At 72.8% G+C, this 12,610-nt stretch carries 11 protein-coding genes; 4 read left to right on the top strand and 7 right to left on the bottom strand.

The annotated features are described in order from the left end of the window. Positions 1-82: 82 nt before the first annotated feature. Complete coding sequence (locus DOO78_RS14515; protein WP_111470573.1) at positions 83-1,069, top strand: Bug family tripartite tricarboxylate transporter substrate binding protein; 987 nt, start codon at positions 83-85, stop codon at positions 1,067-1,069. 262 nt (positions 1,070-1,331) lie between these two features. Here DOO78_RS14515 and DOO78_RS14510 read toward each other — a convergent pair whose 3' ends face one another. From DOO78_RS14510 to DOO78_RS14490, 5 genes are all read right to left on the bottom strand, one after another. Beyond that, the gene (locus tag DOO78_RS14510; RefSeq protein WP_111470572.1) at positions 1,332-2,177 is read right to left on the bottom strand and encodes an SDR family NAD(P)-dependent oxidoreductase; all 846 of its coding nucleotides are present in this window, start codon (positions 2,175-2,177) and stop codon (positions 1,332-1,334) included. A gap of 42 nt (positions 2,178-2,219) precedes the next feature. Beyond that, positions 2,220-2,435, bottom strand: a complete 216-nt coding sequence (locus tag DOO78_RS14505; RefSeq protein ID WP_111470571.1) for a YbdD/YjiX family protein — start codon at positions 2,433-2,435, stop codon at positions 2,220-2,222. Beyond that, positions 2,432-4,495, bottom strand: a complete 2,064-nt coding sequence (locus DOO78_RS14500) for a carbon starvation CstA family protein (RefSeq protein ID WP_111470570.1) — start codon at positions 4,493-4,495, stop codon at positions 2,432-2,434. Before DOO78_RS14500 ends, DOO78_RS14505 begins: the two co-directional genes overlap by 4 nt. Positions 4,496-4,562: 67 nt before the next feature. After that, on the bottom strand, positions 4,563-5,465 hold the full coding sequence (locus tag DOO78_RS14495) for an NAD-dependent epimerase/dehydratase family protein (RefSeq protein WP_111470569.1): 903 nt from the start codon (positions 5,463-5,465) through the stop codon (positions 4,563-4,565). Between the two features lie 2 nt (positions 5,466-5,467). Next, positions 5,468-6,280 carry an alpha/beta fold hydrolase gene (locus DOO78_RS14490; RefSeq protein WP_111470568.1) on the bottom strand — a complete coding sequence of 271 codons (813 nt, stop codon included), beginning with the start codon at positions 6,278-6,280 and terminating at the stop codon, positions 5,468-5,470. 323 nt (positions 6,281-6,603) lie between these two features. Here DOO78_RS14490 and DOO78_RS14485 point away from each other — a divergent pair, with 323 nt between their 5' ends. Continuing rightward, entirely contained in the window at positions 6,604-7,833 is a 1,230-nt protein-coding gene (locus DOO78_RS14485; protein WP_111470567.1) for an ATP phosphoribosyltransferase regulatory subunit, read from the top strand. 4 nt (positions 7,834-7,837) lie between these two features. Beyond that, positions 7,838-9,127 (top strand): adenylosuccinate synthase, encoded by a 1,290-nt coding sequence (locus DOO78_RS14480; protein WP_111470566.1) that lies wholly within the window; start codon positions 7,838-7,840, stop codon positions 9,125-9,127. Between the two features lie 123 nt (positions 9,128-9,250). Here the strand turns inward: DOO78_RS14480 and DOO78_RS14475 are convergent, their stop codons facing one another. Beyond that, complete coding sequence (locus tag DOO78_RS14475; protein ID WP_165838901.1) at positions 9,251-10,294, bottom strand: alpha/beta hydrolase family protein; 1,044 nt, start codon at positions 10,292-10,294, stop codon at positions 9,251-9,253. Positions 10,295-10,542: 248 nt separating this feature from the next. Between DOO78_RS14475 and DOO78_RS14470 the strand changes: the two genes are divergently transcribed. After that, positions 10,543-10,965, top strand: a complete 423-nt coding sequence (locus DOO78_RS14470; protein ID WP_243634555.1) for a DoxX family protein — start codon at positions 10,543-10,545, stop codon at positions 10,963-10,965. Positions 10,966-10,992: 27 nt separating this feature from the next. Here the strand turns inward: DOO78_RS14470 and DOO78_RS14465 are convergent, their stop codons facing one another. Beyond that, the gene (locus DOO78_RS14465) at positions 10,993-12,603 is read right to left on the bottom strand and encodes a peptide chain release factor 3 (protein ID WP_111470563.1); all 1,611 of its coding nucleotides are present in this window, start codon (positions 12,601-12,603) and stop codon (positions 10,993-10,995) included. Positions 12,604-12,610 lie beyond the last annotated feature (7 nt).

Genomic DNA, 12,610 nt, shown 5'->3' with positions numbered 1-12,610 from the left:
TCCGGTTCCGACGCGGTCGCGGTAGGATCGCCCGTCCACCAGCCGGCCCGGCAGAGGCCGGCGGTGGCGGGAGCAACGTCGCATGAGTCCAACGCTGCCGCGGCGGCGCCTGCTGGGGGGCGCCGGCCTCCTCGCCGCCATGCCCGCCCTGCCTCGTCCGGCGCGGGCGCAGCCGGCCTGGCCCAGCCGGCCGGTGCGGCTGGTCGTCGGCTTCACCGCCGGCAGCGCCACCGACGTCACCGCGCGGATCTTCGCCCAGGCCTTCGGCCAGGCCTGGGAGCAGCCGGTGGTGGTCGACAATGTCAGCGGCAATTCCGGGGCCATCGGCACCGACCGCGTCGCCAAGGCGGCGCCCGACGGCTACACGCTGCTCTGGGCCGGCAATGCCGCCATCACCGTGCTGCCGGCCATGCAGGCGCTGCCCTTCGACCCGCTGAGGGACCTCGCCTCCATCTGCGCGACACTCGCCATGGCCTCGGTCATCCTCGCCAACCGGGAGAGCGGCCCGCGGACGCTCGACGCCCTCATCGCGGCGGCGCGGGCGCGGCCCGGGGGGCTCGCCTATGGCACGCCGGGCGTCGGCACGCCGCAGCACATCGCCGGCGAGATGCTCTGCCACCAGGCCGGCATCCGCATGGAGCACGTGCCCTATCGCGGCGCCAACCTGGCCGATGTGATGAGCGGCGTGCTGCCGGTCGGCATCCAGAATGCCGGCGCCGCCATGCCGCTGCTGCGCGAGGGGAGGCTGCGCGGCCTCGCCGTCACCTCCTCCGGCCGCACCGTGGCCGCGCCGGAGGTGCCGACCGTCGCCGAGCAGGGCTTCCCGGGCTTCGAGGCGCTCTCCTGGTTCGGGCTGATGGCGCCGGCCGGCACGCCGCGGCCGATCATCGACAAGGTCCGCGCCGCGGCGCTCGGCGTGCTCGCCGATCCCGAGCAGCGGGCGCGGCTCGCCCAACTCGGCCTCGACCCGGTCGGCAGCACGCCGGAGGCGATGCGCGACCGCATCGCCGCCGACATCCCGAAATGGGGACGGGTCATCGCCGAGGCGGGCATACCGACCACGCGCTGAGCCCGGCGCCTGATACCCGGCGCACGAAGCTCCGGCCTGCGGCCCGCAGGGCCGGGCGTCCGAACGGGCGCCGCGGCTCATGCCGCGAAGGCCCCGGCAAACCGGAGGTTTGCGCCCAGTCTCATACCAACGGCATGAATGCTCCATTCATGCCGAGCGCCCGAATGGGCGCCGCGCCCAGTGGCGCGAAGCCAAGGTTTGCGGAGCAAACCGCCCGGCGACTGAGGGGCCGTTGATGGGTCACCATCAACGGCCGTTGGTATCAGCCGGCGTCCTCGGCCAGCGCCGCCACCGCGCCGCGCAGCGGGGCCCAGATGCGGGTCCGCTCGCCCGGCGTCATGCCGGCGGCGAAGCCGCCATCGACGGTGAGCGCCACCCCGGTGACGAAGCCGGCGCGGTCATCGGCGAGGTAGAGCACCGCCTCGGCGATGTCGTCCGGCCGCCCCTCGCGCCGGATCGGCTGGAACCCGGCAAGCGGCGCCCGCGCCGTCTCGGCGACGCGCTGGTCGAGCTGGCTCGGCAGGGCGGCGGAGCGGCCGAAGATCGGCGTGGCGATCGGGCCGGGGCAGACGCAGTTCACCCGGATGCCATGCTCGGCCAGCTCCAGCGCCGCGCATTTGGTGAGCTGGATGACGGCGGATTTCGCCACCGAATAGGCGGTCGCGGTGGAGCCGGGGATGAGGCCGGCGATGCTCGCGGTGGAGACGATGGCGCCCGAGCCCTGGGCCCGCATCACCGGCGCCGCATGCTTGATGCCGAGCATGACCGAGCGGAGCAGCACCGCCATGGTGTCGTCCCAGCCCGCCGCCGGCATGGTCTCGATCGGGTTGGGGTCGCCGGGACGGCCGGCATTGTTGAACATCAGGTCGAGCCGGCCCCAGCGTTGCCCGGCGAGCGCGATGGCGGCGGCGATGTCGGCCTCCTCCGTCACGTCGCAGCGGATGGCGGCGGCTGCCGCGCCGAGCGTCTCGCAGAGCCGCCCGGCCGCAGCCTCCTGGATGTCGGCGATGACGACCCGGCCGCCCTCCTCGACGAAGCGCTCCGCCGTCCGCTTGCCGATCCCCGAGGCGCCGCCGGTGACGACGGCGACCTTTCCCTGCATGCGCATGGCGCTCCTCCCCCTTGGTTATGGGAGGAGTGTGCGCCCGCCTCAGCAGCAGCGGAAGCCGCGGGTGCTGCCGCCGAAGCGGGCCGCCTCGCGGTTGCGGAAGAACTCGGTCCGGCTCATCGGCGCCTGGTCCGGATGCTGCCGCCGCGCATGCTCGAGATAGATGTCGTAATTCGGCTGGCCGACCATCAGCCGCGCGGTGTCGCAGAGGCAGCGCAGCCAGGGGCGCAGGCCGGCGGCGGGGGCGGCGGTGTTCATTCCGCCGCCACCTGCCGCGGCCCGCCGATCTCATGCGCGGTCCAGCCGCCGGCGCGGTAGGCCTCGAGGCAGGAGCGCACGCCAAAGACCAGGATGGCGAGGACGACGGCGACGAAGAGCGCGGCGAGCGCCGCGTCGATGCGGTCGTTGAAGATGATCTGCGCCATCTGCTCCGGCGTCTTCGCCGGCGCCAGGAGTTGCCCCTGGTCGAGCGCCGCCTGGAAGCGCGCGGCGTGCTCGAGGAAGCCGACGCGCGGATCGGAGGAGAGGATCTTCTGCAGCCCGGCGGTGAGCGTGCAGGCCACCAGCCAGACGGTCGGCAGGATCGTCACCCAGGCATAGCGCTCGCGCTTCATGCGGAAGATGACGACGGTGCAGAGGGTGAGGGCGACGGCGGCCAGCATCTGGTTGGAGATGCCGAAGAGCGGCCAGAGCGTGTTCACCCCGCCGAGCGGATCGGTCACGCCCTGGTAGAGAAAGAAGCCCCAGGCGCCGACGCAGAGCGCGGTGGCGATCACGCCCGAGGCCCAGTTCGCGGTGTCCTGCATCGAGGGGACGAAGACGCCGAGCAGGTCCTGCAGCATGAAGCGCCCGGCGCGGGTGCCGGCATCGACGGCGGTCAGGATGAACAGCGCCTCGAACAGGATGGCGAAATGGTACCAGAAGGCCATCATCGCCTTGCCGCCGATGACCTGGTGGAAGATGTGCGCCATGCCGACGGCGAGGGTCGGCGCGCCGCCGGCCCGCGAGATAATGCTGGTCTCGCCGACATCCTGCGCGGTCTGGGCGATCTCGGCCGGGGTGATCGGGAAGCCCATGGCGGTGACGGCGGCCGAGGCGCTCTCGGCGGTGGTGCCGATCGCGGCGCCGGGGCTGTTCATGGTGAAGTAGACGCCGGGCTCGATCACGCTCGCCGCGATCAGCGCCATGATGGCGACGAAGCTCTCCATCAGCATGCCGCCATAGCCGATCAGCCGGGCATTGCTCTCGTTGTCGATCAGCTTCGGCGTGGTGCCGGAGGAGATGAGGGCGTGGAAGCCGGAGACGGCGCCGCAGGCGATGGTGATGAAGAGGAAGGGGAAGAGGCTGCCGGACCAGACCGGGCCGCTGCCATCGACGAAGCGCGTCACCGCCGGCATGCGCAGCTCGGGCAGCACCACCAGGATGCCGAGGGCGAGGCCGAGGATGGTGCCGATCTTGAGGAAGGTCGAGAGGTAGTCGCGCGGCGCCAGTAGCAGCCAGACCGGCAGGATGGAGGCGACGAAGCCGTAGCCGATCAGCAGCCAGCAGAGCTGGGTGGCGCTGAAGGTGAAGGCGGCCGCCCAGGCCGGGTCCGCCGCCACCCATTGCCCGCCGAGGATCGCCAGCATCAGCAGCACGAAGCCGAGCACCGAGACCTCGCCGATGGCGCCGGGCCGGAGGAAGCGGAGATAGATGCCCATCAGCAGCGCGATCGGGATGGTGGCGGCGACGGTGAAGCTGCCCCAGGGGCTCTCGGCCAGCGCCTTCACCACGATGAGCGAGAGCACGGCGAGGATGATCACCATGATCATGAAGGTGCCGAAGAGGGCGATCACCCCCGGCACCGGCCCCAGCTCGGCGCGGATCAGCTCGCCGAGGGAGCGCCCGTCGCGCCGCATCGAGACGAAGAGCACCATGAAGTCCTGCACCGCGCCGGCCAGCACCACGCCGACGAGAATCCAGAGCATGCCGGGCAGGTAGCCCATCTGCGCCGCCAGCACCGGCCCGACCAGCGGCCCGGCCCCGGCGATGGCGGCGAAATGGTGGCCGAAGAGGACGGTGCGGTTGGTGGGCACGTAGTCCAGCCCGTCATTGTGCCGCACCGCCGGGGTCGGCCGCGCCGGGTCGAGCTGCATCACCCGCTCGGCGATGAAGCGGCTGTAGTAGCGATAGGCGATCAGGTAGCAGGCGATGGAGACGGCGAGGACCCAGACGGCGCCGACCGGCTCGCCGCGGGCGGTGGCGATCATCGCCAGGGCGCCCGCCCCGATCAGGCCGACCAGGACCCAGGGCAGATGCCGTCCAAGGCTTCCCTGCATGACACGTGCCTCCCCACCCGTATCCCGGCGGAGCGCAAGCGCACGAGCCTTGCCGAAGTTGCTCGCGCTAGCGTTGCCGCCAGCTATGCAGCGGCGCGTAGCCGAGCAGGCGCCGCGCCTTCTCGATGCCGAGCAGCGTCCCGTGCTCGGCCAGCGGGCCGCGGATCGGCACATCGGGGAAGCATTCGGCCATCAGCTCGCGGCTCGGCCGTTCCATCACGGTGTCCGCGGCGGCGATGGTGAAGGCGTCGCAGCCGGCGGTGTCGGCCTCCAGCGCCAGGCGGCAGGCCTGGGCCACGTCCCGCGCATCCACCCAGGACCAGAGGTTCCAGCGGCGCAGCGCCGGGTCCCGCTGGAAGCCGGGTATCAGGGCGTAGTCCTCGGCCTCCAGGATGTTGGAGATGCGCAGCGCGGTGAAGCGGGTGCCGGGATTCCAGCGGTGCATTTCCTCGGCCATCCGCTCGCAGAGCGTCTTGGCCAGGGCATAGCCGCTCTCCGGCACCAGGGGATGCTCCTCGGTGACGGGGGCGAAGAGCGGCGGGCTGCGGGTGAGGGGCAGGCCGTAGGTGGTCTCGCTGGAGGCCCAGACCACCCGCTCCACCCCGGCCAGGGTGGCGGCCGAGAACAGGTTGTAGGTGGTCATCATGTTGGTCTGGAAGGTGGCCGCGTCCGTCGCCAGGCCGGGGGCGGGGATGCCGGCCAGGTGCACCACGGCGAAGGGCTTGCCGAGCGGGTCGCGGCGGCGGTCCAGCGTGCCGGCCATGCGCTGCAGGCATTCGACGGCGGCGCCGAACTCGGTGAGGTCCACCTGCATCGCATGCGCGGGCATGGCGGTGTCGGGGCCTGCGCCCGGGGGGAGGGGGGCGGGCCGGAGATCGGCGTTCAGCACCGCATAGCCATGCGCCAGCAGCTCGCGCACCACCGCCCTGCCGGCCTTGCCGCTGCCGCCAGTGACGAGGACGCTGCGCATGCTCAGTGCCGTTCCAGGAAGGCGAGCACCGCGGCGTCGAAATCGGCGGGGTTGTCCTGGCTCATCGAATGCGCCGCCCGCGGGATCGAGACCCGCTCGCAGCCCGGGATGTGCCGCTCCAGCGCATCGGCATTGGCGACGAAATTCGGCAGGGTCTGGGCCCCGACCACCAGCAGCGTCGGGGCGCGGATCGCCTCCGCCGCGGCGCGGGAATAGGGGCGGCGCTGCTCGTTCCGCTGGCCGAGCAGGGTGCGGGCATTGTCGCGGTTGATGGTCTTGCGCGCCTCGCTGCGGCGCTCCCAGGCGCCGGGGCCGCCGGTGTGCTCGGCGATGCGGCGCAGCCCGGCCTCGATGTCGCCGGCCTCGACCAGCGCCGCCCCCTCGGCGAAGGCGCCGCGCTGGGCGCCGCTCGCGGGCTGGCCGCCCAGGCTCTCGTCCAGCTCGCCGCCCGGCTCGGCCAGGACCAGGGCGCGGAGCAGCTCGGGATGCCGCTCCGCCAGGCGGAAGGCGATATGGCCGCCGCGGGAATGGCCGACGAGGCGCACCGGCCCGGCGCCGAGGCCCCGGATGAAGCCCGCGAGGTCCGCGACATGCCGGTCGATGGTGAAGTCGCCGCCCGCCTCCCAGCGGCCCGGCCAGCAATGCCGCATGGAGAGCGCCATGACATGGTAGTGCCGGCCGAGGGTCGGCATCTGCGGCGCCCAGTAGCGCTGGTCGCCGAGCGTGCCGTGCACCAGCACCAGCGGATCGCCGGCGCCGCTCTCGGCATAGCTCAGCGGATAGCCGTCCACCGTCATCTCAGGCATGCGGGGCATCCCGTGTTTCCTCGTCCCGGACCATGCGCCGGCCCGCGCGGCCCGCCAAGCCTCGGCCGCGGGGCCGCAGCCCGCCGCGAGCCGGGAGACAGGCCCGGAGGCCGCATGCCGCGCCGCCGCCCTCCCGCCCCGCCGGCGGCGGCCCGGCCGGCGGCGCTGGCGCGCGACGAGGCGGCCGCCGCCGGCATCCGGATCAACGGCCTCGCCGCCCCGGTGGCGCCGGGGCGGCGGCCCGGCAGGCCGGGCGCATCCCTGCCGCCGGCAGGATGCGGCGGGCGGGGCCTCTTGCGTCGCCCGCCACCCGCTGCCACACCGCGGCAGTCATGACCGACGACGCTGCCCAGGACCTGCCGCCGACCGGCCTGCTGCCGGCAGGGCTGATCGACCTGCTGCCGCCCGAGGCCGAGCGGGAGGCCGCCCTCGTCGAGACGCTGATGGCCGCCTTCGGCGCCCATGGCTATGAGCGGGTGAAGCCGCCGCTGCTGGAATTCGAGGACAGCCTGCTCGCCGGCTCCGGCGCCGCGGTCGCCGAGCAGACCTTCCGCCTGATGGACCCGGTCAGCCAGCGGATGATGGGGCTCCGCGCCGATACCACGCCGCAGGTGGCCCGCATCGCCGCCACCCGGCTCGGCCTGCAGGCCCGGCCGCTGCGGCTCTGCTATGCCGGGCAGGTGCTGCGGGTGCGCGGCACCCAGATCGCCCCGGAGCGGCAGCTGCCGCAGGTCGGCGTCGAGCTGATCGGCAGCGCGGCGGCCGAGGCGGATGCCGAGGTGGCGGTGGTCGCGGCCGAAGCGCTGGCCCGGGCCGGGGTGGCCGGCATCACCCTCGATATCAGCCTGCCGACCATGGCCGGGGTGCTGCTGGACGCCGCCGGGCTGACCGGCGAGGCGCTCGAGGCGCGCGGGATACGGCCGAAGGCGGCGCGAGCCATGGTCACCGCCCTCCGCCAGGGGATCGACCGCAAGGACCCGGTGGCGGTGCTGACCATCGCCGCCCGGGCGGCGCCGCTCGCCGTCGACCTCGCGGCGCTGCTGCCGGAACTGCTGCGCGCGGCGGGGCCGGCGGATGCGGCGCTGGCCGCGCTGGCCGGGCTCGACCTGCCGCCGGCGGCGCGGGCGATCGCCGACAATGCCGCGGCGGTGATCGCGGCCATCCGGGCGCGCGACCCGGCCTTGCGGATCACCCTCGACCCGATGGAGTTCCGCGGCTTCCACTACCACACCGGCGTCGCCTTCACCGTCTTCGGGCCGGGCGCGACCGGCGAGCTCGGCCGTGGCGGCCGCTACCGGTCGTTGAACGAGGAGCCGGCGACGGGCATGAGCCTCTATCCGGATGCGGTGCAGCGCGCGGCGCCGCCGCCGCCGCCGCGACGGCGGGTCTTCGTGCCGTCCGGGGTGCCGGAGCCGGCGCTCGCGGCGCTGCGGGCCGAGGGCTTCGCCACCGTGCGGGCGCTATCCGCCGAGGATGCGCCGCAGGCGCTCCGCTGCACGCATATCCTGCGGGATGGCGAGGCCACGCCGCTGCCCGCGCCAGAACTGCATCGAAAGGACTAGGCCGATGGCCAATGTCGCCGTGATCGGCGCCCAATGGGGCGACGAGGGCAAGGGCAAGGTGGTGGACTGGCTGGCCAGCCGCGCCGACCTCGTCGTGCGCTTCCAGGGCGGCCACAATGCCGGCCACACGCTGGTGGTGGGGAACGAGACCTACAAGCTCTCCCTGCTGCCCTCCGGCGTGGTGCGGGGCAAGATCGGCCTCATCGGCAACGGCGTGGTGCTCGATCCGCAGGCGCTGCTGGACGAGATCGACAGGGTCACGGCGCAGGGGCTGCGGGTGACGCCCGAGAATCTGCGCATCGCCGAGAACACGCCGCTGATCCTGCCGCTGCACCCGGCGCTCGACAAGGCGCGGGAGGCGGCGCGCGGCGGCGACCGGATCGGCACCACCGGGCGCGGCATCGGCCCGGCCTATGAGGACAAGGTGGGGCGCCGCTCCATCCGCCTCTGCGACCTGGCGGAGCCGCAGACGCTCTCGCGGAAGCTCGACGAGCTGCTGCTGCACCACAACTCCCTGCTGCGCGGCCTCGGCGCGCCGGAGTTCGAGAAGCAGGGGCTGCTCGACCAGCTCCTCGCCTGGGCGCCGAAGCTGCTGCCCTTCGCCGAGGCGGTGTGGGAGCGGCTGGACGAGGCGCGGCAGAGCGGCAAGCGCGTGCTGTTCGAGGGCGCGCAGGCGGTGATGCTCGATGTCGATCACGGCACCTACCCCTATGTCACCAGCAGCAACACGGTGGCGGGCAATGCCGCGGCCGGTGCCGGCATCGGGCCGGATGCGGTCGGCATGGTGCTCGGCATCGCCAAGGCCTATGCCACCCGCGTCGGCAGCGGCCCCTTCCCGACCGAGCTGTTCGACGAGATCGGCAAGGGGCTCGGCGATCGCGGGCGCGAGTTCGGCACCGTCACCGGGCGGCGGCGGCGCTGCGGCTGGTTCGATGCCTGCATGGTGCGCCAGGCGGTGAAGATCGGCGGCATCCAGGGCCTCGCCCTCACCAAGCTCGACGTGCTGGACGGGCTGCGGGAGCTGAAGCTCTGCACCGGCTACCGCGTCCGCGGCCAGGAGATGCGGCGGTTGCCCTTCGCCATGGCGGCGCAGGCGGCGGCCGAGCCGATCTACGAGGTGCTCGAGGGCTGGAGCGAGAGCACGCGCGGGGCGCGCAGCTATGCCGACCTGCCGGCGGCGGCGGTGAAATACGTCCGCCGCATCGAGGAGCTGGTGGAGGCGCCGGTGGTGCTGCTCTCCACCAGCCCGGACCGCGACGACACCATCACGCTGCGCGATCCCTTCGCCGGGTAACCTCGGCCGGCGCCAGACCGAGCGCTCGAATGGGCACCGCGCCTGGTCGCGCGAAGCGAAGCAGGCCGGGGGACTGCCCCGGCCCATGCGGCGCAGGACGGTGCAACCGTCCTGCGCTCGGCATCAGACCAGTTGCAGGTCCTGGCCGATATCGTTGAGGCGGGACCCGATCTGGTCCAGCGCATCGGTCACCTCCGCCGGCAGGGTGCCGAGGCGATCCTCCGCCCAGGTCCTGAGCAGATCCTCGGTGACGCCGCGCGACGCATCGGGATCCCAGCCGGAGCCGTCGAAGATCGCGTGCAGGGTCGGGTCCGTCGTCGGGCCCTCGGGGATGATGACCGAGCCGCCCGGCTCCGTGGCCCCGGGAAGCTCCGCCTGGTAGAGATCGACATCGTGGCGGCTGGCATCGAGCTTCACCAGCCCGGCGAGCGCCGATTCGGGATCGAGCCCGCCATCGGCGGTCGGCAGCAGCACGATCTGGCCGTGGTTGTCGTAATTGACGGTGAGGTTGGGCAGCGAGGCGAGGGCCTGCTCCTTGCTGATCCCGGGCAGCTCCTCGGCGATCTGCGTGGCGGCAAGATCGGCCAGCTCAGGGCTGGCCCGCAGCAGCTCGCCGATCTCCGCGCGATGCGCGCCGAGCACCACGGCGGGATCGTCGGCGATGACGTAGTTGGTGATCCTCTCATCCGTGCCCTCTGCCAGCACGGCGCCCGGCGAGCCGAAGGTGACGGCGGCATGCCCGGGCTCGCCCGCGACGTTCGGGTGGCTCTCCATGTAGAGCTGCGCCATGGCGCCGCCGAGGCTGTGGCCGGTGACGATGACGGGCGCGCCCCAGGCCTCGGAGGCGGTGTCGACGGCGGCGATCAGCGAGGAGAAGGCGGGATAGGCGGCGTTGATGCCGTTCAGGTCCTGCAGGCTGTCCGTGGTGTCGTCGCTGCCGCGGAAGGCGACGACGATGGTTGCCAGCCCCTCGACCCAGCCGACGCTGAGCAGCGCCGCGGCATTGCCGCTATGGAAGATGCCTTCGGAGAAGGTCTCGCCGGGCGCGAGCGCCATATTGAAATTGGAAGGGTCGAGGGCCGTGAAGCCGTCCGGCAGGGCAACCGGCGCATCGGAATAGGCATCGAGCGACAGCTGCGCCAGCAGCGCGTCGGCGGTGGGCGTCATTCTGGGTGTCTCTCCTCGGGGGGGCGGGCCCATGGTGACGCCCACGCCTATCCGGGCGAGGCGGGGCGGCCCCCCGTCTTACAAAGTTGCGTCTTGCAGGGATGCGTCTTGCAGCGTTGCGTTGGAAGAACACGCGCGGGGGAGGGTGGTTCCGGCATCGGCCTCCCGCGGGCCGCGCGCTGCCAATCCCGTGATCCCCACGGGGGGAGCCAGGGTGTTACGCTCCTTCCATGTGGGACATGGCCGTCATGGCGCCGCGAATGCTCGCGGTGCTCCGTATCGTCGCTGCGCTGCTCTTCATCGAGCATGGGACGCAGAAGCTCTTCGCCTTCCCGGGGCCGCCCATGGGCGGCGCCCTGCCGGCGACCTTCAGCCTGCTCTGGTTCGCTGCGGTGCTGGAACTGGTCGGCGGCGCGCTGCTGGTCATCGGGCTCTTCACCCGGCCGGTCGCCTTCGTCCTCGCCGGGCAGATGGCCTTCGCCTACTGGATGGCGCATGCCCCGCGCAGCTTCTTCCCCGTCCTCAACGGCGGCGACGCGGCGATCCTCTACTGCTTCCTCTTCCTTTACCTCGTCGCCGCCGGGCCCGGGGCCTGGGCGATCGACATCGCCCGCGGCGCCGAGTCGGAGCCCGGCCCGCTGCCGCGGGACGTCGCCTCGCTGCGGCGCTGAGGGCGGGCCGGCCCCCGCGCGGGGCCGCTACCGCTTGGCGGCGACTAGCCCGTGCTGCTCGCGCACCGCATGGAAGCGGAGCGCGGGCCATTCCTCCTCCGCCCGCTTGCGCCGCCAGTCGGAGCCGAAGAAGGCGACCAGTTCGCCATCATGGTCCTCGCCGGCATCGCGGCGATTGGCCTCGGCGAAGCGCTCCAGCTCCGGCTTCCCGCCCGTCACCCAGCGCATCATGGACCACATCGTGTCCTGGAAGCGCGCCGGCACGCCGTATTCCACCTTCAGCCGGGACTGCAGCACGTCGAGCTGCAGCTGCCCGACCACGCCCACCACCGGCAGCGAGCCGTCCAGCGGGCGGAAGAGCTGCACCACCCCCTCCTCGGCAAGCTGGTCGAGCGCGGTCTTCAGCTTCTTCGCCAGCATCGGGTCCTCTAGCTGGACATGCCGCAGGATCTCCGGCGCGAAGCTCGGCACGCCGCGGAAATTCAGCTCCTCGCCCTCGGTCAGCGTGTCGCCGATGCGCAGCGTGCCATGGTTGGCGACGCCCACCACATCGCCCGGCCAGGCCTCCTCGGCCACCTGCCGGTCCTTGGCGAAGAAGAAGAGCGGCGCGTTCACCGGCACCTGCTTGCCGGTGCGCACCTGCTTCAGCCGCATGCCCTTGGTCAGCTTGCCCGAGCAGAGGCGAAGGAAGGCGACCCGGTCGCGGTGGTTCGGGTCCATGTTCGCCTGCACCTTGAAGACGAAGCCGGTCAGCTTGTCCTCGCCCGGCTGCACCTCGCGCGGGTCGCCGGCGCGCGGGCCGGGCGGCGGGGCGTAGCGGGCCAGCCCGTCGAGCAGATGGCCGACGCCGAAGTCGCGCAGCGCCGAGCCGAAGAAGACCGGGGTCAGGTGGCCCTCGCGGAAGGCCTCCAGGTCGAAGGCGTTCAACCCCGCCTCGGCCAGCTCCGCCTCCTCGCGCAGCGCCGCCGCCCGCTCGGCGCCGACCAGCGCCTCGAGCCGCGGGTCGTCCAGCCCGGCGAGGCGGATTGCGGCGCCGTCATCGGCATCCACCGGCAGGAAGCGCCGCTCCAGCAGGTCCCAGGTGCCGGCGAATTGCGCGGCGCGGCCGACCGGCCAGGCCACCGGCGCGGCATCGAGCGCCAGCGTCTTCTCGATCTCGTCGATCAGCTCGAAGGGGTCGCGCGCCTCGCGGTCCATCTTGTTGACGAAGGTGATGATCGGGATGTCGCGCAGCCGGCAGACCTCGAAGAGCTTGCGGGTCTGGCTCTCGATGCCCTTGGCGGCGTCGAGCACCATCACCGCCGCGTCGACGGCGGTGAGCGTGCGGTAGGTGTCCTCGGAGAAGTCCTCGTGGCCCGGCGTGTCGAGCAGGTTGAAGACCAACCCGCCGCGCTCGAAGGTCATGACCGAGGTGGCGACGGAGATGCCGCGGTCCTGCTCGATCTTCATCCAGTCGGAGCGGGTGCGGCGGGCATTGCCCTTGGCCCGCACCGCGCCGGCGAGCTGGATGGCGCCGCCCTTCAGCAGCAGCTTCTCGGTCAGGGTGGTCTTGCCGGCATCCGGATGGGCGATGATGGCGAAGGTCCGGCGCCGGGCCGCTTCGGCGGCGACCGGCGTCTGGGCGACGTGGGCGTCCACGGGCGAT

The organism is Roseicella frigidaeris (genome assembly GCF_003258945.1).
Lineage (GTDB): Bacteria > Pseudomonadota > Alphaproteobacteria > Acetobacterales > Acetobacteraceae > Paracraurococcus > Paracraurococcus frigidaeris.
This window is presented reverse-complemented; position numbering and strand designations above follow the sequence as displayed.